The sequence below is a fragment of the Streptomyces sp. NBC_01477 genome (assembly GCF_036227245.1).
GTDB lineage: Bacteria > Actinomycetota > Actinomycetes > Streptomycetales > Streptomycetaceae > Actinacidiphila.
Genome location: NZ_CP109445.1, coordinates 4387586 through 4411037 on the forward strand (window position 1 = coordinate 4387586; position 23452 = coordinate 4411037).

15 protein-coding genes are annotated in these 23452 nt (G+C 72.2%); 7 read left to right on the forward strand and 8 right to left on the reverse strand.

The genetic code is table 11. The features are described 5' to 3' along the window. Window positions 1–132: 132 nt before the first annotated feature. The gene (locus OHA86_RS18380; RefSeq protein WP_329176746.1) at window positions 133–804 is read left to right on the forward strand and encodes a response regulator transcription factor; all 672 of its coding nucleotides are present in this window, start codon (window positions 133–135) and stop codon (window positions 802–804) included. A 166-nt stretch (window positions 805–970) separates the two neighbouring features. Continuing rightward, window positions 971–2005: a phosphotransferase gene (locus OHA86_RS18385; protein WP_329176748.1), complete on the forward strand. Its 1035-nt coding sequence runs from the start codon at window positions 971–973 to the stop codon at window positions 2003–2005. An 89-nt stretch (window positions 2006–2094) separates the two neighbouring features. Here the strand turns inward: OHA86_RS18385 and OHA86_RS18390 are convergent, their stop codons facing one another. Next, entirely contained in the window at window positions 2095–3687 is a 1593-nt protein-coding gene (locus OHA86_RS18390) for a protein kinase domain-containing protein (RefSeq protein WP_329176750.1), read from the reverse strand. Between the two features lie 291 nt (window positions 3688–3978). Between OHA86_RS18390 and OHA86_RS18395 the strand changes: the two genes are divergently transcribed. Continuing rightward, window positions 3979–5673, forward strand: a complete 1695-nt coding sequence (locus OHA86_RS18395; protein ID WP_329176751.1) for a protein kinase domain-containing protein — start codon at window positions 3979–3981, stop codon at window positions 5671–5673. A gap of 243 nt (window positions 5674–5916) precedes the next feature. Here OHA86_RS18395 and OHA86_RS18400 read toward each other — a convergent pair whose 3' ends face one another. The 7 genes from OHA86_RS18400 to OHA86_RS18430 all read right to left on the reverse strand — a co-directional run bounded on the left by OHA86_RS18400 (window position 5917) and on the right by OHA86_RS18430 (window position 14770). Continuing rightward, on the reverse strand, window positions 5917–6477 hold the full coding sequence (locus OHA86_RS18400) for a bacterial proteasome activator family protein (RefSeq protein WP_329176752.1): 561 nt from the start codon (window positions 6475–6477) through the stop codon (window positions 5917–5919). A 45-nt stretch (window positions 6478–6522) separates the two neighbouring features. Beyond that, complete coding sequence (locus tag OHA86_RS18405; RefSeq protein ID WP_329176753.1) at window positions 6523–9450, reverse strand: ABC transporter permease; 2928 nt, start codon at window positions 9448–9450, stop codon at window positions 6523–6525. Continuing rightward, complete coding sequence (locus OHA86_RS18410) at window positions 9447–10304, reverse strand: ABC transporter ATP-binding protein (RefSeq protein WP_329176755.1); 858 nt, start codon at window positions 10302–10304, stop codon at window positions 9447–9449. Before OHA86_RS18410 ends, OHA86_RS18405 begins: the two co-directional genes overlap by 4 nt. 219 nt (window positions 10305–10523) lie before the next feature. Next, window positions 10524–11195 (reverse strand): PadR family transcriptional regulator, encoded by a 672-nt coding sequence (locus OHA86_RS18415; RefSeq protein WP_329176757.1) that lies wholly within the window; start codon window positions 11193–11195, stop codon window positions 10524–10526. A 280-nt stretch (window positions 11196–11475) separates the two neighbouring features. Continuing rightward, entirely contained in the window at window positions 11476–11835 is a 360-nt protein-coding gene (locus tag OHA86_RS18420) for a hypothetical protein (protein WP_329176758.1), read from the reverse strand. A 763-nt stretch (window positions 11836–12598) separates the two neighbouring features. Next, window positions 12599–13564: an NAD(P)H-quinone oxidoreductase gene (locus OHA86_RS18425; RefSeq protein WP_329176759.1), complete on the reverse strand. Its 966-nt coding sequence runs from the start codon at window positions 13562–13564 to the stop codon at window positions 12599–12601. 171 nt (window positions 13565–13735) lie between these two features. Continuing rightward, entirely contained in the window at window positions 13736–14770 is a 1035-nt protein-coding gene (locus OHA86_RS18430) for a GAF domain-containing protein (RefSeq protein WP_329176760.1), read from the reverse strand. Between the two features lie 848 nt (window positions 14771–15618). On the opposite strand from OHA86_RS18430, the gene OHA86_RS18435 reads away from it, so the two are divergent. From OHA86_RS18435 to OHA86_RS18450, 4 genes are all read left to right on the forward strand, one after another. Further along, a complete protein-coding gene (locus tag OHA86_RS18435) occupies window positions 15619–17559 on the forward strand; it encodes a beta-ketoacyl synthase N-terminal-like domain-containing protein (RefSeq protein WP_329176761.1) in 1941 nt (646 codons plus the stop codon). Further along, window positions 17556–19142, forward strand: coding sequence for an amino acid adenylation domain-containing protein (locus tag OHA86_RS18440; RefSeq protein ID WP_329176763.1), 1587 nt, complete (start codon window positions 17556–17558; stop codon window positions 19140–19142). Before OHA86_RS18435 ends, OHA86_RS18440 begins: the two co-directional genes overlap by 4 nt. A gap of 76 nt (window positions 19143–19218) precedes the next feature. Beyond that, on the forward strand, window positions 19219–20403 hold the full coding sequence (locus tag OHA86_RS18445; protein ID WP_329176765.1) for an NAD(P)/FAD-dependent oxidoreductase: 1185 nt from the start codon (window positions 19219–19221) through the stop codon (window positions 20401–20403). A 272-nt stretch (window positions 20404–20675) separates the two neighbouring features. Further along, complete coding sequence (locus tag OHA86_RS18450; protein ID WP_329176766.1) at window positions 20676–23441, forward strand: nitrate- and nitrite sensing domain-containing protein; 2766 nt, start codon at window positions 20676–20678, stop codon at window positions 23439–23441. Window positions 23442–23452 lie beyond the last annotated feature (11 nt).

The following is a 23452-nucleotide window of genomic DNA, read 5'->3' on the forward strand; positions in this document are numbered from 1 at the left end:
CGGTCGGCCTGTTGTCGCAGGCCACCGGGACAACGGCACCGTATCCCGGATGCCGGACATACGTAAGGGGCCGCCCGGGGGTCGCCGGCGCCGCGGGAGGCAGACCGGCGCGCGGGGTGCGACTCTTGGCATGTGAGCGAAAACGGCCATATACGGGTATTCCTCCTGGACGACCACGAAGCGGTCCGCCGGGGAGTGAGCGCGCTGCTGTCGGTCGACCCGTCGATCGAGGTCGTCGGCGAGGCGGCCAGCGCGGGCGAGGCGATGGACCGGGTGCCGGCCGCGCACCCGGACGTCGCGGTGCTCGACGTACGGCTGCCGGACGGCAGCGGCGTCGAGGCCTGCCGGGAGATCCGCTCCCGGGACCGGTCGGTGAAGTGCCTGATGCTCACCTCCTTCGCCGACGACGAAGCCCTCTTCGACGCGGTCATGGCGGGCGCGGCCGGCTACGTCCCCAAGGTCATCCGCGGGGACGACCTGATCAGCGCGGTGCGCGAGGTGGCCGCCGGGCACTCGCTGCTCGACCCGGCCGCCACCGCCCAGGTGCTGGACCGCCTCAAGGAGGGCGGCGCCCGCAGCGAGCACGAGGAGCGGATGGCCGACCTCACCGACCAGGACCGGCGGCTGCTCGACCTGATCGGGGAGGGGCTCACCAACGGGCAGATCGGCGAGCGCACCGGGCTCACCGAGAAGTCCATCAGGAAGTACGTCACGGTGCTGCTGGCGAAGCTGGGCATGGAGCGGCACACGCAGGCGGAGGCGTACGCGGCCCGGCTGGGCACGGGGTCCGCGCCGGGGGCGTGAGGGCGACGGTCCAGGGCGTGAAGGTGGCCGTCCGGGGCGCAAGGGTGCCCGGCCGTCCGGGGCCGTACGGGTGCCGGTCCGGGGCGTAAGGGTGCCCCTAGCAGGTCGGGGCGGGGTCGCGCCAGCTCGCCCGAACGGCCTCTCGTGGTGATCTACTCTGTGGCACGTGACAGGCACGGCGACGAAGCCGCACGAGCGGGTTTCGCTGACCGCCCTGCTGCGTCGGTACGAGAACGCGGGCGAACCGCTGACCTTCGAAGCCGTCCCCAGGGGGCTGCTGAACCGGGGGTGGCGGGTGACCACCACCCGGGGTCGTTACTTCCTCAAGCAGTACGTCGCCGCCGACACCGCGGAACCCGCGCTCATCGTCCGCCAGCACCGCGCCACCCGGGGCCTGGTCCGGCTCGGCCTGCCCGCCGCGGCCCCGCTCCCGGCCGCCGACGGCGGTACGGTGACGCTGCTCGACGGCGACGGCTACGCGCTCTTCCCGTGGATCGACGGCACCCACCGCGAGGGCACGGAGCTGACCGCCGGGCAGTCCCGGCGGCTCGGCACCCTGCTCGGCCGGGTGCACACCGGTCTGGCCCGCGTCCAGCCGCTGCCCGCGGCGGGCCCGCAGCCCAGCGCCGACCCCGCCCGTACGCACGCCGACATCGCGCGGCTGCTCGCCCTGGTCCGCGCCCACCGCCCCTACGACGACTTCGACGGCCTGGCCGAGCACCGGCTGCTGGAGCGCGGCGACCTGCTCAGGCGGCACGCCCACCGCCGCCCGCCCGACCCGGCGCCGGAAGGCCGCGTCCAGGGCTGGGTGCACGGCGACTTCCACCCGCTCAACCTGCTCTACCGGGGTGACGAACCCGCCGCGATCGTCGACTGGGACCGGCTCGGCGTCCAGCCGCGCGCCGAGGAGGCGGTCAGGGCCGCCGCGATCTTCTTCGTCCACCCCGAGCACGGCCGCCTCGACCTGCGCAAGGTACGGGCCTACGCGCGGGCGTACCGGGACGCGTCGGGCGCCGGCGAGGGGGAGGTCGCCGCCGCCGTCCACCGGGTGTGGTGGGAGCGGCTGAACGACTTCTGGATGCTGCACTGGCGCTACGAGCGCCGCGACCGCCGCTCCGACCCGCTCTTCCCCGCCGCCTCGGCGCTGGCCGTGTGGTGGACGGGGGAGTACGACTCGGTGCTCGACGCCTTCGCGGGGTGAGCGGGTGAGCCTCCCGGGGTGAGCGGCGGCTTACGGCTCGGGGCTTTCGCGCGGAGCCGGCATCGGCGCTTTCGCGGGGTGGCCCGGGGTCAGCCGTCCGAGCCCGCGATGCTCCCCACCGGGTCACCGGTCTCGGTGGGCGGGTCGGTCGGGGTCGTCGGCGCGCTCTTGGTCGGCGTCGACGACGGGGTGTCCTTGGTCGGCGGCGTCGTGGCCGGCGTGGTCGCCGGGGTGGTGGCCGGGGTCGTCGGCGGCGCACTGGTCGCCGGCGTCGAGGGCGGAGTGGTCGGCCCGGTGCCCTCGTCGCCGGTGCCCGTCGGGTCGTCGGTCGGCTCGTCCGTCGGCTGCTGGTCGGTCGGCTGCGTGTCGGTCCCCTGCGTCGCGGAGGACGACGGGGGGGTGTCGGCGGGATTGTCGCCGCCGCCGGAGCTGTTGGTCGCCAGGTAGACGCCGAGCACCACGGCCAGCACCGCGGCGACCGCGAAAAGCACCGGCTTGAGCCAGCGGTTGCCGCCCGGGCCGCCGCCGGCGCCGCGCCCGCCGTCGTAACCGGTCTCGTCGTAAGCGCTGCCCGTGCCGTTGCCGACGACGCCGGGGATCAGCGGCAGGCCCAGCTCCGCGGTGTTGCCGCTGCGCCCGTCCGGCTGACGCGTGCCGCCGGCCGCACCGGGGCGCGACGCCTGCGGGAGGACCGCGGTGACCACGCCGGTGTTCCACAGGCCGCCGGTCCAGCCGCCCTGCCGGGTCAGCGTCTGGTGCGCGTAGCCGACGACGCCGCGCATCTCCTCGGCGCTCTGGAAGCGGTCCTCCGGCTGCTTGGCCAGCGCGCGCAGCACCATGCCGTCGAGCTCGGGCGGCACCCGGTCGCTGACCTGCGACGGGACCCGCGGGTCGTCCTGGACGTGCTGGTAGACCACCGACAGCGGGGTCTCACCGGTGAAGGGCGGGCGCAGCGCCAGCAGCTCGTAGAGCAGGCAGCCGGTGGCGTAGAGGTCGCTGCGGTGGTCCACGGACTTGCCGAGCGCCTGCTCGGGCGACAGGTACTGCGGGGTGCCCATGACCATGCCGGTCTGCGTCATGGTGCTGGCGGCGCCGTGCAGGGCGCGGGCGATGCCGAAGTCCATGACCTTGACCGCGCCGCCCGTGGCGATGATCACATTGGCCGGTTTGATGTCCCGGTGCACGATGCCGTGCTGGTGGCTGTACGCCAGCGCGTCCAGCACACCCGAGACGATCAGCAGCGCCTGGTCGATCGGCGGCGGGGTGGGGCCGTTGAGCAGGTCCTTGATCGTGTGGCCCTCGACCAGTTCCATCACGATATAGGGGACGGTGCCGGTCGGCGTGCGGTCCTCGCCCGAGTCGTAGACGGCCACGACGGCGTGGTGGTTCAGGCCCGCGACGGCCTGCGCCTCCCTGGTGAAGCGGGCCTTGGAGACCGGGTCCTCCGCCAGGTCGTTGCGCAGCAGCTTCACCGCGACGGTCCGGCCCAGCCGTACGTCCTCGGCCGCGAACACCTCGGCCATGCCGCCGCGGCCCAGCCGACCGGTCAGCCGGTAACGGCCCTCGCCGACGAAGGAGCCCACGCCCCACTGGCCGGAGAACTCGCCGCGGGACTCGCCAGAGGCATCCGACGCTCCGGTGGGCGCTCCGGTGCCGCCGGCCGTCTCGTTCGGGTCGACCATCAGTCCTCGCCGTCGTTCGCCATCGCTTCGTGCTTCGTCTGGTGCGCCACCGTACCGCTTTTCGGCAGACCTCCACGGCCCCCGTCCAGGCGCTTACCCCTGTTTGACAGGCCGATCCGGATACTCCTCCGGATACTCGGGAAACTTCCGCGTTGTGTGCGCACCCCATGCGCATCAGGTGACGAGATGGTCAACGAACTTGACGTGCTCGCGCGATCGGCCAAACTTGGCGGGAAAGCTCCGGGGAGGAGTGTGTCTTCCCGTTGGATCTTCATGGGGGTAGCGGTACTGATGAGCGGGGACGCCACGCAGGGCGGCGGGTACACGGGGCGCTCGGTCGGCGGCGGGCGGTACCAGCTGCGCGACCTGCTCGGCCAGGGCGGGATGGCGTCGGTGCACCTGGCACATGACACCGTGCTGGACCGGCCGGTCGCCGTCAAGACCCTCCATACCAATCTCGGCCACGAGCAGTCCTTTCGCGAGCGCTTCCGCCGCGAGGCCCAGTCCGTCGCCAAGCTCAACCACACCAACATCGTCTCGGTCTTCGACTCCGGCGAGGACACGATCGACGGTCAGGTCGTCCCCTACATCGTCATGGAGTACGTCGAGGGCAAGCCGCTCGGCGACGTCCTGGCCGCCGACGTCGCCCAGCACGGCGCGATGCCGGCCGACCGGGCACTGAAAATCGTCGGCGACGTGCTCGCGGCGCTCGCGGTCAGCCATGAAATGGGCCTGGTCCACCGGGACATCAAGCCCGGCAATGTGATGATCACCCGGCGCGGCACCGTCAAGGTGATGGACTTCGGCATCGCGCGCGCCATGCAGTCCGGGGTCACCTCGATGACCCAGACCGGCATGGTCGTCGGCACTCCGCAGTATCTGTCGCCGGAACAGGCCCTGGGGCGCGGCGTCGACGAGCGCTCCGACCTCTACTCGGTCGGCTGTCTGCTCTTCGAACTCCTCACCGGGCGCCTGCCCTTCGACGCCGACTCACCGCTGGCGATGGCGTATCAGCATGTGCAGGAGACGCCCCCGACGCCGTCCTCCGTCAACCGCGCCCTCACCCCGGCCATCGACGCCCTGGTCGCCCGCGCCCTGCGCAAGAACCCGGCCGAGCGCTTCCCGACCGCCGACGCCATGCACGACGAGAGCGACCGGGTGCTCGCGGCCACCACCCGCAACACGATGCCGCTGATCTCCGGCGACCCGGCGGCCGGCAACCGCGGCGAAGGCGTCGCCGCCTCCGTCTTCCCGTCCGCGCAGGGGCCGCTCCAGACACCGCCGCCGCAGCTCCACACCCCGTACGCGCCGACCCCGCAGCCGCAGGGCTTCGGCCCCTCCACCCCGCCGCCGTCCGCCTACGGCTATCCGCAGCAGGGCGGCCACCGGACCCCGCCGCCCAGCCCGGCCTACGGCATGAGCGCACCGCCGCCTTCCCTGCGGTCCGTCCCGCAGCAGCACATGGGCGGCAGGCCGCCCGGCGGCGGAGGCGGGCGCAAGCGGAACACCCCGCTGATCGTGGGTGCGGCCGTCGCCGCGCTGGCCGTCGTGGTCGTCATAGCCATCGTCATAGCGATGTCCGGCGGTGGCGGCGACGACCCGGTGACCGACCCGACCGGCGACCCGAGCGTGACCGCCACCAGCACCGCTTCCGACTCCCCGACCACGCCCGCCTCGGACAGCGTTGTCCAGGGCGACCAGAGCCGCACCATCGAGTCGTCCGAGTGCACCAAGGCGCACAACGAGCTGATCAACCCGGGCAAGCCCAACCTCATGACGATGCCCGACTTCACCTCGATCTACGTGGACTCCGCCGTGGCCTGCATGAAGGCCGCCAACTGGCCGTACGAGATCAAGGACATGGACGAGCAGCAGTGGGGCAAGGGCACGATCACCGCCCAGACTCCCAAGTCACTGGACGACTTCGACATCACGTCCGGCCAGAAGATCACCATCTGGGTGTCCACGGGCAAGGGCGCCAGCTGATCATCCCTCCGGGCCTGGCCGGGTGAGCGGTCCGGCCGGCTGTTCGCCGCCGGTCTCCGCGGACCGGTCTCCGCGGACCGGTCTCCGCGGACCGGTCTCAGCGGGCCGGGCTCAGCGGGTCGGGCTCCGCGGGCCGCCCGAAGCGCGAGCCCGAGGCGCCCCCCGGCCCTCCTGGCGGCGGCACATCCGCCGGGGAGAGGCTGACGTCCCGTGCCCGTGCCCGCGTCCGCCGGATGCGGCGGCTCAGAGGTACGGGCCCGAGCGCGAACCCGGGTGGCCGGCCTCCTGCTCCTCGTCGCTGCCGAGCGCACCCGGCGGCAGCGCGCGCCGCATCTGCTCGAGCTGGGCGCGAGCCGCCATCTGCTGGGCGAACAGCGCGGTCTGGATGCCGTGGAAGAGGCCTTCCAGCCAGCCCACCAGCTGCGCCTGGGCGATCCGCAGCTCCGCCTCGCTCGGCACGCTCTCGTCCGTGAACGGTAGCGACAGCCGCTCCAGCTCCGCCACCAGCTCCGGCGCGAGGCCCGCCTCCAGCTCCTTCACCGAGCTGGTGTGGATCTCCTTGAGCCGTACCCGGCTGGCCTCGTCCAGAGGTGCCGCCCGCACTTCCTCCAGGAGCTGCTTGATCATGCTGCCGATCCGCATCACCTTCGCCGGCTGCTCGACCATCTCCGTCACCGGGATCTCGCGGCCCTCCTCGCCATCACCGCCCGGCGCACCCCCCAGGGCCATTCCGTCCGGCCCGACGACCAGGACCTGTGGATTCTGCGAGCTCTCCGGCGACCGTTCGTTCATCGGCATCTCCATATGCCCATTGTCCCGCACACCCGTCCTGCCCGGGTCCGTGCCCCCTCATCCCCCGGCCCGCCTGCCGAGCTCGGGACGGGACCGGGTGACCAGCGCCGCCAGCAGCCCCGCACCCAGCGGCACCAGCACGATCAGCGTCGCCAGAGCACCCCACGGGATGGCCACCGGCACATGCGGCACACCCGGGTTGCCCCAGCCCGACTCGATCGCCCGCCGGTATTCGGCCCAGCGCCGATGCCGGTCGCCGCGCCGCAGGGCGACAGCGGGCAGCAGCCCCGCCACCGAGCCCAGCACCACCCCCATCACCGCGATCACCCCGCACTGGAAACCGGACAGCGTCCGCCGCACCCGCCCCGCCGCCCCTATCGCCGCCAGCGTCCTGAGATCCGGCTCCGCGTCGGTCTGCGCCAGCCCCGTCGCTATTCCGGCCGCGCCGATCGTGACCACGCCGGCGAAGAGCGTGAGCACCAGCAGCACCAGACCGTCCTTGCCGGTGTACCCGCGCTCCAGGTACACGTCCGCCCTCGTACCGATCGTGGCCACATCACTGGCCAGCGCCTGCCGCTGCGCCCCGCTCGGCATCTTCGACGTCGTGTAGTACGAGCCCAGCGGTGTGGTCGTGAAGCCCGCCGCGTCGGCCGCCTTCCGCGGTACGAGGACCATCACTCCGTACGGCTGGTGCTCGGGTGCCAGGTGGACCGGCAGCGTCTTCACCGTCCCGGCTGGTTCCGCACCGTCCTGCGGCTCCTTCGCCACATCGGCTATGACCTTGATTTTCAACGTGCCGTGATCGGCGTACGCCCGGTCGAACAGCACCGTCTCCCCCCGGGCCAGTGCCTGCTCGGCCGCGCCGTCCCGGATGCCGAGCGCGTGCAGCACTCCTGGCCCGCCCACCATGACGCCGTCGGCGGTGCTGATCGCGGCCGGATGCCCCTGGGTGGAGCACCGCCAGTCGTGTGCCACCGCCAGACGCTGCGCGACAGTCAGCGTCTCGGGGTTCACCGGCCTCGACAGCGGGCAGACGTTGGCCGCCGGAATCATCGCCTCGATCCTGCCGCAGCCGGACCGGTCCGGTCCGGCGACGCACGACGCCGGTCCGACGTACACCTGGGACACATCCACCCGGGCCGAGACCGGGTAGTCCTTCTCGATCGCCGCGCGCACCTGCCCCAGGTCACCGACCGCCTCGCCGTGCGCCCCGACCGAGACCACCCCGCGCGGCAACTGCGCCTGATACATCTGCCGTTCCTCCTGCGTCTGGCTCGCCGAATACGTCGCGACAGCCACCGACCCGGCCACCGCGGCCAGGACCGCCGCCACCGCGGGAGCCGTACGGCCCCGGTTGCGCACCGCGTCACGCAGCGCCAGCCGCGGTGCCAGCGGCAGCCATCTGCCGAGGCGTCCGAACGCCCCGATGATCGCCGAGGTCATCATCACCAGCCCGAACTCCGCCAGCGCCGCGCCGCCCACCGCCACGTAATTGCTGTCAGTGCGCGTCGTCGCGTAGAAGACCAGGGTGACGCCGAGGCCCAGCAGGACCAAGCCCGCGACCGGCAGGGCACGATGGGCGCGCCGCACTCCGCGCCGGCCGGTGAGCGAGGCGAGCACGCTCTGCCGGGAGGCGCTGATCGCGGGCACTATCGCGGCCAGGACCCCGGTGAGCACCGCGAGCCCGCCGATCCCCGCCAGCTCCAGCGGTCGCAGTGCCAGTCCGCCGAACCGCTTGCCGACGTAACCCTCCAGCATCCCGCGCAGCAGCATGGTGACGGCCACCCCGAGCACCGTGCCCACCACGGCCGCGGCCGCACCGATCACCAGGCCGCTGGAGATCACGATGGCTCTGATGTGCCTGCGGTCACCGCCGTTGGCCCCCACCAGGCCCAACTGGCGCCGCGAGCGGCGTGCCCCGACCGCGAACGCCGGCCCCGCCAGCAGGCAGATCTCCAGCATGCTCAGGCCCACTATCGTCACCGCCGCGGCGATGGCCTGCGCCCGGGCGCCGCCGTCGTCGTACGCCAGCGAGGAGGCGCCGAAGCCGGTCCGGTAGATCGGGACATCGGCCCTGGCCGGCGGATGCAGCCGCACGGCCCGCGAATCGACCCGGACACCGAACGTGTTGGCGTGCTTGACCATGTCCCAGGTGAAGTCGCCCTTCAGCGAGACCAGATAGGTCGTTGTGCTGGACTCCGACAGATTGTCCGCCGCACTCCGCGTCTCCTGGTAGAGCGCGATGAACGCCCCCGGCAGCGCGTCGAGCTGCTCGCTGTCCAGCTGGCTCGGCAGGTCGTAGGCGCCGACGATCCGGTAGGACCGGTCGAGGCCGTGCACCTTCACCTGCGAACCGACGTGCAGCCCGCTGGACTTGAGGAACGCGTTGGTCGCGGCCAGCTCGCCGTCCGCCGCGGGGAAGCGGCCCCGGTCCAGGTCGGCGATTCCCGCGGCCAGCGGGTCGTCCGCCTTCAACTCCCTTATCTCGACGTCCAGCAGCCCGAACTTCGTCCTGACCGGCGCATAGACGGCCGCGTCGGTCAGCCATCGCGACCCGGCCGGCAGTGCGATCCTCGGATCGACGGTCGAGGCGATCCCTTCGCCCGCGGTGCTGTCCTGACCGCCGTCCTCCGTGCCGCCGACGGCCTGGTCGGACCCTTCCGCGGGCTGCATTTCCTCGTGCACCGGTACCACGCCGCCGTCCACGGGTTCCTGGTACACCGGCTGCGGACCCCGGCCCGCGTCGGAGAGCCGCGCGTCGGCGGCGCCGAGGTCGCGGGTGGTCTGCTCCGCGGTCGTCAGCTGCGAACTGCGGATGGTGATGTCCGCCGCGCTCACCCCGATGATCGGCAGCGCGATCATCGACAGCACCAGCAGACTCCGGCCCTTGAACCGCACGGCGTCCCTGCGGGCGATCCTGACCGCCGCTCGCCAGGCGTGCAGCCGCCCTGCCCAGGGCACACCGGCCCGCGCCTTCCCGGTCATTGCGCCGCTCCGCCCGCGAGCAGTGATTCGGCGCTGGAGCGCAGTGTCATGTCGACCACCGAGCCGTCGCGCAGGAAGACCACCCGGTCCGCCCAGGCGGCGAACCGCGGCTCATGGGTGACCAGGATGCCTGCCGCCCCCGCGTCGCAGCGGGACCGCAGCAGGGCGAGCACCGCGTCACCGGTCTCCGAGTCCAGCGCGCCGGTGGGCTCGTCGGCGAGCACCAGGCGGCGGTCCCCCACCAGCGCCCGGGCGATCGCCACCCGCTGCTGCTGGCCGCCCGACATCTCGTCGGGGAAGCGGTCGGCGAGGTCCTGCAGCCCGAACTCCTCCAGCGCGGCCACCGCCTCCCGGCGGGCCCTGCGGCTGCTGACACCGTCCAGTTCGCGGGGGAGCGCGACATTCTCCGCCGCGGTGAGCGCCGGGATCAGGTTGTAGTCCTGGAAGACGTAGCCGATGCTCCGCCGGCGCAATGCCGCTATGTCCTTACGGCTGGCCGTGGTCAGATCGGTGCCCTCGACCACGACCCGGCCCGACGTCGGCAGGTCGAGGCCGCCGGCGATGGTCAGCAGGGTGGACTTCCCCGACCCCGACGGTCCCATCACCGCGACGAGCTCCCCCGGGTGCACGTCCAGATCGATGCCGCGCAGCGCGTGCACTTCGGCGGCGCCCGTGCCGTGCACCCGGGTCAGTTCCTCAAGGCTGAGGACGGGCTCGACGATGCGGTCGGGCTCTGCGGAAGCGGCGTGCGCGACGCCGGTGCCGGTGCCGGCGGTGGTGCCGGCCGATCCCGACGGGTCGCGCGGGTCGCTCGGTTCGCTCGGTTCGGCCGGTGGTGTGGGCTGACTGGACATCAGGACTGCTTCCCCCTGTTTCGGGCCCGGGCTGTGCCGTCCGGACTGTTCGCTCTGTTCGTTCTGCTCTTCCGCGGTGCGGTCGGTCCTCCGGTGCGCTGCTGTCTTTTCGGTGCGCTCTGTTCTGAGCGCGGCGTTCTCGGCACGCGCCGTCTGCTCGGCGCGCTCCTTCTCTCGGCCCGGCGGTGCGAGCCGCTCCGATCGGTCGGTGGCGGCAGGTCAGCGCCGGGGCCGTCTGAGGGCGCCGCGCAGCCCTCCGTCCTGCGCGGGGTCCCGCTTCTTGTCACCGTCGGCCGGGCCGGCCGGGCCGGATGCCGGGGCCGACTGGCTGTCGGCCACGGCCTGCGGGGCCAGTCGCACGAGCCTGGTCTCGCAGTGGTCGAGCCAGCGCGCTTCCGCCTCGGCCTGGAAGATCAGCTGGTCCAGGACCAGCTGCCAGGCCACATCGTCCGGGTCGAACACGCCCGGCCGGCGGGACGCGGCGTGCAGCGCCTGTCCCTTCAACCGCGTGTAGTCCTGCATCGCCCGGATGGTGTGGGCGCGCTGGGCCTGGATGACCGAGCGCACATCGACCTCGGGCGAACCGACCGCCATCGCGAGCTTGATCGCCAGTTCGTTCCGCGGCGGGTTGGCGCGGTCGACCGGGGTGGCGAACCACTGCTTCAGCTCGTCACGGCCGTCCTCGGTGATGGCGTAGAGGGCATGGCCCCCTTCGTCCTCGCCTGCGGGTACGACCAAGCCGTCCCGCTCCAGCCGGGCGACGGTCGTATAGACCTGCCCGACGTTGAGCGGCCAGGTGGAACCGGTGCGCGACTCGAACTCGGTGCGCAGTTGATAGCCGTAGCGCGGACCCCGTTCGAGGAGGGCCAGCAGGCCGTGACGGATCGACATACTGAGTATGTATACCCAGTAAGGTCACCGCGGGCAAGGCCGATCGGCGGGTTCGCACAGCTCTTCACTCGAACGGGTGGTCGATTGCTTTCGGGTGTTCGGAACGATCCGCGATGGGCAATCATGATCGTGGAAGGTGACTCACGGTCACGAAGAATCGAAGCTGATGGTCTCGCGTGCGGACGCGGGTGCTCACGCGCACGGCAGGCGCGGGCGCACGGGTGCCGGTAGGCATAGAGAAGTAGTGGTGGAAGGAGGTGGGGACGGTGCGGGAAAGCAATCAGAGGCGGCGCAGGCGCAGACCGAGGAAGCCGAGCCCCAGTCCGACCAGCATCATTCCGGCACCGAGCGGCAGCACTCTGAGTACCCGCCGCCCGGGCTCGTAGGAAGAGGCCGACCCCTGCTGTTCCGCCTCGGGGGCGGCGGGTGCGGGTGGGACCGCGGTCGGCCCCGACTCCTCGACGCCGGGCACGAGCGAGGGCGCGCGGTCGACGTAGTCGCGGCCGTGGTGGCGTGCGGGGCGCCCCTGCTTGTAGGCGCGCGCGGAGGGTTGTCCGCTCCCGGCGGTCGGGGACGGCGACGGGGACATGTGCGCCGGTGGGTGCAGCGGCGCGGCGGCGGAGGCGGACGGCTCCGGCACGGGCGCCGGGTGATCGTGATCGGGAGTCCTGGCGGGTGCCGGCGACCGGTCGGGGCCGGCCGGCTTCCGTGCGGGCGGCCGGGAGGAGACAGGCGAATGGGACGAAGGAGGTGACGGCATGGCAGGCATGCCGGTGGTAGCGGGTGGAGCGGGTACGGCAGGGGCGGTTGGCGGGGTCACTGGCGGCCTCGGCGGTACGGATCCCGCGGGTCTTCCTGGCCGGTCGGTCGCGGGGGGCGGGACGGGACCGGCTCCGGGTGGCGGACCGCCCGGCCGCGGGTCACGTCCCGGCGGGGGTTGCGGCGGCCGGGCCGCGCCGAGAACGGCCGCCCCGCCCGGCACGGGCGCACCTCCGGGCACGTGCGGCGCGGGCATGGCCGGAACGGCGGGCGGCGGCCCGGTGGCCCGGGCGATGCCGGCCGGGGTGAAGAGTGCCGCCGCGAGGAGTACGGGAGCGATCGCCCGAGTGGTGGGGGCGGCGGCCGGCCGGTCCGGCTGCGCGGCGGCCCGCGGCCTGCCTCGCCTGCCGGATGCCCACCGCACGCGCATCGCCTCTCCGCCGGTTCCTGGGTGGTCCCAGCGTCACACGAGGCGACATTTCCGGCATCCCGACCTGGAAGGCGAAGCGGCAGCGGGCAGGATCCCGTGCAAACCGTCCAGTCGGCCACATTGGCTGAAAATGATCGGTCCGAAAAAGCCTCATTGGAAGCCGTGGCAGGTTCGATGCCTCCCAGCGCGCCGCCGGGGCCCTGACCGGCTGTGGTCAGAGCGTGAGCAGGATCTTGCCGATGTGTTCGCTGCTCTCCATCAGGCGGTGGGCGTCGGCGGCCGAGGCCAGCGGAAGTGCGCGGTCCACGATGGGACGGACGGTGCCGGCCTCGATCAGCGGCCAGACGTGCTCGCGGACGGCGGCGATGATCGCCGTCTTCTCCTCCGGCGGCCGGGCCCGCAGACTGGTCGCGATGACGGCGGCGCGCTTGGCGAGCAGTTTGCCGAGGTTGAGTTCGGCCTTCGTCCCGCCCTGCATGCCGATGACGACGAGCCGGCCGTTCACCGCCAGGGCGTCGATATTGCGGGCCAGGTAGGCGGCACCGACCACGTCGAGGATGACGTCCGCACCGGGGCGGCCCAGTTCCTCGACGAAGTCCTGCTCGCGGTAGTTGATCAGGACGTCGGCGCCCAGATCACGGCAGGCCGCCAGCTTCTGCGCACTGCCCGCGGTCGCCACGACCGTCGCACCGATCGCCTTGCCCAGCTGGATCGCCATCGTGCCGATGCCACTGGAGCCGCCGTGCACCAGCAGGGTGTCGCCGGGCCGGAGGTGGGCGACCTGGAAGACGTTGGACCACACCGTCGCAGCCACCTCGGGCAGCGCGGCGGCCGTCACGAGGTCGACGCCCTCGGGAAGCGGGAGCAGTTGGCCGGCGGGGACAGCGACCTGCTCGGCGTAGCCGCCGCCGGAGAGCAGCGCGCACACCTCGTCGCCGACCGACCAGCCGGTGACTCCTGGGCCGATGGCCGCGATCCGTCCGGAGCATTCGAGTCCGGGATAGCGGGAGGCGCCGGGCGGCGGCTCGTAGTGGCCCTGCCGCTGGAGGACGTCGGCGCGGTTCACGGCCGAGGCCGCGACCTCGACCAGCACTTCGCCCTCGGCGGGTACGGGATCGGGGACGTCCGCGAGGACCAGCGCCTCGGGGCCGCCCGGTTCGGCAATCGTGATCGCACGCATGCCTCGACCCTACGGGACGCGGTCAGGCGGATCCGTGACGCCGTGCGTGCACCGCGCCGGGGCGCCCGCCGCAGGGCGAAGGGCTCGGGGGTCCCGCCGCCCGAGCCCGTGGTCACGACGTCGGTGCGCGCCGCCGGGGGCGCCACGCGGTGTTGTGTGCGGCACGGGTGTTCAGTGGTGGCCGGGAGCGGGGCCGCCGGGCAGGCCGCCGGCGCCGAGCCGCTCGAAGCGCTCCTGGACGTTGGCCGCGAAGGCCTGCTGGTCGGAACCGGGGTAGGACTGCCCGGTGTCGTTCATGGCCACGGTCAGCACACCGCTGATGGGCGCGCTGGGGGAGGTGCGCACCGGGGTGCACAGGAAGTTGAAGTCCTGCGGGAGGCCCATGTCGTAGGTCGCGACCGAGGCCCGGTTGAGCATGGTGGCCTGGCCGGTGCGGAAGGCATCGTCCATGGCGTTGAAGACGCCGATGGCTTCCAGCGTGGGCAGCACGTGCCGGCCCGGGCTGAACTGCGGGACCATGCCGAAGGCCGAGCCCTGCCGACCGTTGGCGTAGCGCAGGAGGTGGTGCGGGCCCTCGGTGAGCATGATGGGGAAAGGTGCTCCGTCGAAGACCGAAAACAGCTCCTGCTGCTGGGCGAGGAGGCTGTCGCGCAGTTTGAAGTCCGACAGGAGGGTTTCGGTAAGTTCCTGCATGCCCTCCCGCAGCTCGCGGTCCCAGGTGCGGGGCTTGACGTCGGCGACGCAGACGGTGCCGAGGATCATGCCGGTGTTGTCGCGCAGCGGAGTGCCCAGGTAGGAGCGCACTCCCATGTCGTTGACAAGAGGGTTGCCCTTGAAACGGGGGTAGTCGAAGACGTCGTCAAGGGCGAGTTGGGAACCCTGGGCCACGACGTGCGGGCAGAAGCCGTAGTCATTGCCCGCCTCGCGAGCGACGCTGCTCAGGTCGAAGACGATGCCGTTGCTCTCGCCTCCGGTCATCGGCGCGTCGGGCGAGGACGGCGGTACATACATGCCGCGGAACATCTGGCGCTCGTCGTTGATGAAGTTGACCATGGCGAGAGGCGACTTGGTCAGACTGGCCGCGATCCGGGCGACGCGGTCGAAGGTGGCTTCCGCTTCAACGGTGTTGAGGCCGAGAACCTGTAGCCGCAGCTTCCGCTGCTCGCCGGCCATGTTGGCCTGATCCGAGGAGGACAAGGGATTCATGAGATCAGATGAAAGCAGAACCCTGGCCCCCATGGATCGCCCGATCGGGAATTGGCCGTATCACGCGTCTCGCCGGTGATGTGCCGACCACCGAGAGTACACGCCCCTGGCACCCCGTGACCGCCCCGCCGCCAGCGGTCCCCTCCGAGCTGCCCAACTCGTAAGTCTGTCCAACTAATTCCAGGTTTCAACCTTCGGCGATCACTTCCCGCCAATCTTCAAGCGCCAATCGAGCAGAATCGATTATGCGTATGACAATCGTGCGGTGGGCCGGTTCTCGACGCTGCCACGCGCGACCTGGCCCACCAGCGGTGCAGTCGAACCCCAGTTCGAGTGCCTGCTGACGGGGAGGCGGGTGCGACGCATGTGTCGCATGGGGGCCCGTGCGTGCCATGTTGTCCGATGTACCTGCGAAAGAGGACACGGTGGGGTGGGGCAAGTGCGGTTCGAGCTGCGGGCATCCCTCTGCACGCAGCGGCAGAGCTGCTACAGCCATGGAATTATGCGCTATTTCACGCCGAGATCCATTCCGACCGGGGTGTCCACATTGCCCCGTGCGAGGTGACTGCCCACCGATCCGGTGAGGAACGACGGCACATGGACACCGCCCCGTCGAGCGACCAGCGCGGCGACGGTGTGCGGTGCCGATCGCTCCGCAACCGATCCCCCGTACCGCCCGGAAGCAGGCCGTCCGGCGGTACGACGGTGCCGGTGGACGGCAGGAGAAGTCTGCAGGTGTCGCCGTCTCAAGAGGGCGCAAGGCCGGGTGCGGCCACTCCGATTCCATGCGGCAAGCTCAACGGCGCCGTCCCGTACGCACAGTGGCGAAGTATCGAAGGAGTTGTTCCATGATCAGGTCGGACGTGGACGAACGGTCCATAGCGGTGATCGGCATGGCCTGCCGACTACCCGGTGCGTCAGGGACTGATGAGCTGTGGACCCTGCTGCGGGACGGCGTGGACGCCACCAGCGAGACGCCCCTCGACCGTTACGACGCCGACGCCCTGCACGCCGGTTCCCCGGAGCCGGGGCGGCTCGCCAGCCGCCGCGCGGGCTACGTCGACGGCATCGCCGATTTCGACGCCGAGTTCTTCGGCATGTCACCGACCGAGGCCGTCGAACTCGACCCGCAGCAGCGGCTGCTGCTGATGACGACCTGGGAGGCCCTGGAGGACGCCGGCCAGCGCCCCGACCTGATCGCGGGCAGCAGGACCAGCGTCTTCGTCGGCAACGCCCGCGCCGACTATCTGGAGCTGACTTTCCGTCAGGGCCTGGAGAACGCGACCGCGGCCCAGTTGAACAACTTCCGCTCGCTGCTGCCGGCCCGGGTGTCGCACGTCTTCGACCTGCGCGGGCCGAGCGTCGTCGTCGACACGGCCTGCTCGTCCTCGCTGGTGGCGGTGCATCAGGCGGTGCAGAGTCTGCGGGCCGGGGAGAGCCCGTTGGCGCTGGCCGCCGGGGTGAACATCGCACTCCGCCCGGACGAGGGCGTCGTCATGAGCCAGGCCGGCGGCATGTCGCCCGACGGCCGCAGCAAGTTCGGCGACGCATTCGCCGACGGCCACGCGCCCAGCGACGCGGTGGCCGTCGTCGTACTGAAGCGCCTCACCGACGCCCTCGCCGACGGCGACCGCGTCCGCGCCGTCATCGCCGGCAGCGCGGTGGGCAACGACGGCCGCACCAGCGACAGCGTGCTCAACCCCTCGCTCGCCGGCCAGCTCGAAGTGCTGCGCTGGGCGTACGAGGACGCCCGTATCGACCCCGCCGACGTGGACTACGTCGAGGCGCACGGCTCGGGCTCCCCCGCGCTCGACCCGCTGGAGCTGACCGCGCTCGGCGAGGTGCTGGGCGCCGGACGCCCGGCGGGACGCCCGCTGCTGGTCGGCTCGATCAAGAGCAACATCGGGCACGCCGAGGCGGCCGGCGGTCTGGCGGGACTGGTCAAGGCGGTGCTCTGCCTGGAGAACCGCCAGGTCCCCGCCAGCCTCCATGCCATCACCCCCAACCCCAGGGTCGCCTGGGGCGCGCTGCCGCTGATGGTGCCCGATCGGCTGTACGCGCTGCCCGATCTGGGCCGCCCCGCGGTGGCCGGAATCTCCGGCCAGGGCTCGTCCGCGCTCAACGCCCACGTGGTGGTCCGCCAGGCCGACACCGCCCCCGCGCACCCAGGGCCGATGCCCGGGGTGCCTTACGTACTCGTGCTCTCCGCGCGTAGCGCCGCCGCGCTGGAGGACCTGGCCCGGCTGTACGCCGACTACCTCAGACCCGGCGGACGGGGCCCGTCCTTCGCGCTGCGTGACATCTGCTTCAGCGCGGCCACCCGCCGCCAGCACCACACCCACCGCCTGGCAGTGGTCGGCGCGAGCCACGAGGACATGGCCGAGGCGCTCACCGGATTCCAGGGCATCGGCGGGCTGCCGCTGTCCGGCCTGGCCGACCGCTACCGCAAGGGCGAGGACCTGCATTGGTCCGAGGTCTTCGGGGAGCCGGGCCGCTTCGTCCCGCTGCCGCACTACCCGTGGCAGACCAAGCGCTACTGGCCCGGCGAGGAGCAGCACACCGGTGACGCCGACCTGGCGGCGTGGATGCTGCGCGAGCACGCCCGCACCGGCTTCGACGACGGTTCGACGCTCACCGAGATAGGCATCGACTCGCTGGCGAAGCTGCGCATCCTGGTCGAGCTGGCCAAGCGGTCCGAGCAGGACGTGGACCCCGACGAGTTCGGCCGGCTGCGTACGGTCGGCGAACTGCGCGCGTGGACGCGGACCCTGGAGGCGGCTGCCCGATGAGCGACCCGCAGACCATGTACGAGTGGTTCGCCCGTTCGGCCGCCGAACACGGCCACGAGGTCGTCGCGCTCGAAGTCGGCGAGGACCACCTGACGTACGGCGAACTGCGCGATCTGGCCGAGCGGATCGCCGCGCGGCTGGTCGCGGCGGCCGGCGGCAGCGCGCCGAGCCGCGTCGGGCTGCTGGTCGGCCGCTCGGTGACCGCCTACGCGGGCTACCTCGGCATTCTGCGGGCCGGCGGCACCGTCGTCCCCCTCAACCCCGAGCACCCCCCGGCGCGTACGGCCGAGATCGTCGAGTCGGCGCGGCTGGAGCTGGTGCTGGCCGACACCGCGGGCGCGGAGGCCGTACGGACGGCGCCCCCCGCCGTACCCGTGCTCGCCGTCGGCGCCGAGGAGCTGGCGGCCCTCGCCCTGGAGCCGGCGCCCGAACTGCCGTACCCCCCGGCCGGCCCCGGCGACACCGCGTACATCATCTTCACCTCCGGCTCGACCGGTGCCCCCAAGGGTGTGCCGATCCTGCACAGCAACATCTGCTCGTACCTGGGCCAGGTCGCCGGACGCTACGACATCGGCCCCGGCAGCAGGCTGTCGCAGAGCTTCGAGCTGACCTTCGACGGCTCGGTGCACGACATCTTCGTCGCGTGGGCCGGCGGCGGCACCCTCGTGGTGCCGATGCGCAGCCAGCTGCTGTCGCCGGTACGCACCGTCAACAACCTGCGGCTCACGCACTGGTTCTCGGTGCCGTCGCTGATCTCCTTCGCCTCCCGGCTCGGCACCCTCAAGCCGGGCAGCATGCCGACGCTGCGCTGGAGCATCTTCGGCGGTGAGCCGCTGCCGCTGGCCGCCGCCGCGCAATGGCGGACGGCCGCGCCCGCGAGCCGGATGGAAGTCCTCTACGGCCCGACGGAACTCACCATCTCCTGCACCGCCTACCGCATGCCCGACGACCCCGCCGCCTGGCCCGAGACGCCCAACGGCATCGCGCCGATCGGCAATTGCTACCCGATCGTGGACTTCGTACTGCTGGACGAGGACGGCCGGCCGAGCGACAACGGCGAGCTGTGCGTCCGCGGCCCGCTGCGCTTCCCGGGCTACCAGGACCCGGCGAACAACGCCGGCCGCTTCCTGATACCCGACCCGCACCCTGCCGACGGCGCGGCACGGCAGACCGCGTACGCGGACCCGACGGGTGCGCCGACCGACAAGCACTGGTACCGCACCGGCGACCGGGTCGCGGTCCGCGACGGCCTGCTGATCCACCTGGGCCGTACCGACCACCAGGTCAAGGTCCGCGGCCACCGGATCGAACTCGGCGAGATCGAGGCCGTATTGCGGCGCCAGCCCGGCGTGCGCGACGCGATCGTCCTCGCGGTGCCCACCGCCGACGACGGCGAGCCCGAGCTGGCGGCCGCGGTCTGCGGCACCGGCTGCGAGCCGGAGCGGCTGTACACGGATCTCGGCGGCCAGTTGCCGCCGTACATGCTGCCGCGCAGAATCGCCGTGCTCGACACCCTTCCGCTCAACAACAACGGCAAGATCGACCGCAAGGCCCTGCTCGGCGAATTCGGGCACTCCCGCTGATCACCGGCGGCCGGGCCGTACCCCGCGGTACAGCACCACGACACCCACCGACCCGACATCTGTTGTGAGGCACCTGATGTTCGACGCCATTGTGGTGGGCGCGCGTTGCGCCGGAGCGCCCACCGCCATGCTGCTCGCCCGCGCGGGATATCGCGTGCTCCTGCTGGACAGGGCGCCCTCGGGCACCGACACGCTGTCCACCCACCTCATCCACCAGCCGGGCGTCGCCGCACTCGCCCGCTGGGGCCTGCTGGACCGCGTCCGCGCCTCCGGCTGCCCGCCGCTGGACCACGCGCGCTACGAACTCGCCGACGTCCGGCTGGAGGGCTGCGCGCGCGGAGTGGAGGGCCAGCGGGCCGGGTTCGCACCCCGGCGCCATGTGCTGGACGCCATCCTGGTCGAGGCGGCGGTGGCGGCCGGCGTCGAGTACCGCGACCGCTGCCAGGTGACCGGCCTGCTGCGGGACGCGTCGGGCCGGGTCGTCGGCGTGCAGGGCAGGCACCGCCAGGGGTCGTTCACCGAGCGCGCCCACCTCGTGATCGGCGCCGACGGCATGCGCTCGGCGGTCGCCACCCTGGCGGAGGCCCCGTTCACCGTGGTGGACCCGCGGCTGACCTGCGCGTACTACACGTACTGGCAGGACGTGCCGGCCGGGCTCGAACTGTACGAGGGCCCGTCCACCTGGACCGCGGCCGTGGCGACGAACGACGGCCTGACCCTGGTCCTCGCCTACTTCCCGCAGGACCGCTTCGAGCGGGTGCGCACCGACGCGCAACGGGCGTATCTGGAGCACGTCAGGGCCACCGCGCCCGCCCTCTACGACCGGATGGACGGCAAGGAGCCCGCAGAACGCCTCAGGGGCACCGGCGACCAGCAGAACTACTTCCGCCAGACGGCGGGTCCCGGCTGGGCGCTGGTCGGCGACGCCGGCCACCACAAGGACTCGATCACCGCCCGCGGCATCAGCGACGCCTTCTTCCAGGCCGAGTCGCTGGTACGCCACACGGCCGACCGGCTCGGCGGCAACCCCGCCCTGCTCGACGCCGCGCTGCGCGACTACGCCCTGGAGCGGGACGCGACCTTGACCCCCGGCTACGAATCCACCCTGGCCGTGGCCCGCCTCGAAGTCCACGAGCAGCGCCTGTCGCTGCTGCGGGCCGTGCAGACCGACCCCGAACTGACCTCGATCTACTTCGACATGGTCGCCGGCATCGGCACCGTGGGAGCGCTCTACACGCCCAAGCTGCTCGCTCTTCTGTGACGTTCCCGGCGGTGACCGGGGAGGGCGCGGGGGCCGGCCGGGAGGGGGCCGGAGAGGGGGCCGGGGAGGGGGCCGGGGAGGGGCCGCCGGAGGATACCGTCGTCCTGGCAGTTGCCACCGGCGGATGCTGACGGTAGGCCATGATCCTGATAGGGTCAGCCCGGTAGCCGACTTCGTTGACGGTGAGTCAAGTCGCCGCGCCGGAGGAAAGACCGGCAAATTCGCAACTGTCCCTTAATGAACCAGCGTTCCGCTGCCGTACGAGGAATCAGATGCCAGGCACCCGCGACCGGCGGACACGTCATCGTTCCGTCCCGCGCAGATCTCTCCGTTCCTCGTTCGTCCTGCCCTTTGTCGTTCCCGCCGTCTGCCTGTGCGGGCTGTGGGGCTACACGGCGGACGGACTCGTCAGCCGGCAGATCGACCTGCACGCCGCCGCCGACCGGACCTCGTCCGTCGCCCGGCCCGCCCAGGACGTCGTCTCCCGGCTGCAGACCGAGCGCCGGCTCACCGCGGTCTGGCAGGCGGGCGGCAGTTCCTCCGCCCGCAAGGACCTCGACACCGCGCGCACCAAGACCGACGCCGCGGTGCAGAAGTACCGCAAGGCCTCCGGGCTGAACAGCTCGGGCCTGCAGAGCTGGTCCAAGTCCCTCGGGGACGCCCTGGTCTTCCTGCCCGAGCGGCGCAGCGCCATCGACGGCCACAGCCTGTCATCCACCGACGCCTTCCAGTTCTTCACCGACACCGTCTCGAACGGCATCGGCCTGGTCAGCGCGGCCTCGCGCAGTGACGACGGGCGCCTCGTCCACGGCGCGACCGCCACCGCCTCCGTCGCACAGATCACCGAAATGCTCTCCCGCGAGGACGCGGTCCTGTCCGCCGCGCTGCCCGCCCACCAGCTCTCCGCCACGGCCCGCGGCCAGTTCGGCGAATACCTCGCGATCCAGCGCCAGCTGCGTACCGACCTGACCATCGGCGACCTGCCGGGCGGCGCCGCGACCTCCGCCGCACGCATCGCGGACAACGCGCAGTCCAACACCGTCAGCCGCATCGAGGACGCGGTGGCCACCGGGCAGGGCACGGCGCTGCCGCAGCTCGCCGCCGAGTGGCCGACCGCCGCCGACGCGCTCACCGCGGACCTGCAGGGCCTCGGCTCCGACTCGCTCGCCGACCTCGCGGACATCGCCTCGGACGGCGCCAACGACCAGCTGATCGCGGTGCTCATCGGCACCGGCGCCACCCTGGCCGCGCTCGCCGCCGGCGTGCTGCTCGCGCTGCGCTCCCGCCGCTCGACGCTGCGCCGGCTCTCCGACCTCCAGGCGCGCACCAACGAGCTGTCCGGTGTGTGGCTGCCGCGGCTGCTGGCGCGAATAGAAAGTGGCGAGCGCGTCCCGCGGCCGAGTCTGGCACCGCAGAGCCATCAGGCGACCGACGAGATCGAGCGGATCGCCGGGGCCATCGACCAGCTCGGCCGGGTCGCCGCGGACACCGTCATCCGGCAGTCGCTGGGCCGCGAGGGCACCGAGAAGGTCTTCGCCCAGCTCATCCGGCGTACCCAGATCCTGATCCACCGGCTGATCTCGCTGCTCGACGACCTCGAGCGCAAGCACGAGGACTCGGACCTGCTCAAGGACATCTTCAAGGTCGACCACCTCGCGACCCGTGTCCGCCGGCACGCCGAGAGCCTGGTCATCCTCAGCGGCGCCGCACCGAGCCGCCAGATGACCGCCCCGGTCTCGATCATCGACGTGATGCGCAGCGCTGTCGCGGAGACGGAGTCGTACACCCGCGTCAAGGTCAAGAACATGCCGGCCGACCGTCAGCTCGCCCTTGCCGGGCGGGCCGTCGCGGACGTCACCCACCTGCTCGCCGAACTCATCGAGAACGGTACGAGCTTCTCGCCGCCCGACACCCAGGTGTTCGTCAGCGCGTCGAAGGTGGGCAAGGGCCTGGTCGTCCACATCGAGGACCACGGCCTCGGCATGCCGCAGGAACTGCTGGACCACGCGAACGAGCTGCTCGCCAATCCGCCCCGGCTGGACATGACGGCGCTCAGCGAGGACCCGCGCCTGGGCCACTTCGTGGTCGCCCGGCTCGCCGAGCGGCACCGGATCAAGGTCGAGCTGCGCGACTCGGTCTACGGCGGCACGCTCGTCGTCGTCCTGCTGCCGGCCGCACTGCTCGAAGAGGTCGACTCTCCGGTCCTCGACCAGCTCAGGTCGGCGGCCGGCGCGAGCGCCGTCAGCACGGCGGCCGGCGAGGGACCGCGCAACCTGGTCTCCGAGGCGCCGCGGCCCGCGGCCCCCGCCCTGGACAGCGGCGTGCTCGTGGCCGCCGACCGCGGTCCCGCCGCGGGCACGGGCGGCGGCGCGGCGGGTGGCGGAGCGGGGCTGCGCAGCGGCAACGCGGGCGTCATCATGCCCGACGGCGGCCGGGTGATCCCGCAGAACGAGGCCCACCCCCTCACGCACACCCGTGTCCCGGACTACAGCGGCTTCCCCGAATACGGAGGTCCCGGTCTGTTGCCCGCCGCTTCGGATCAACCCGCCTCACCCGCGCCCGGCCCGTCCGAATGGGCACCCGCCCAGGAGCACCCGGCGCACTACGGAACCGATTCCGGCGGGACGGGGCGGCCTGTGTCCGCCGCGTCCGGCGGGAATCCGCCTGCAGGGTACGGCATGCCCACCGGCAACGTACCCACGGGACGCACTCCGACCGGCAATGTGCCCACCGGCACCATGCCCACCGGTAATGTGCCTGCGCAGGACGCACAACACCCGCTGACCACCCCCCAGGTCCTGCCCCAGCGGACCAGGGGAGCGAGCCTCGCCACGCAGTTGCGCAGGGAGGCCGCTTACACACAGGACCGGCCGGACGGCAGCGGGGGGGACAACGGCGTCATTTCCCCTGACGCGTCGGCCCGCGCGATGATCGCCATTCAGCAGGGGCTGGAGCGGGCCAGGATGTCCGAGACCGACGAGCCGGGCGCGACGGAGGGACGGCCGGATTCGAGGAGCTCGGGTGCCAACCAACTGTGAGGGAATGTTAC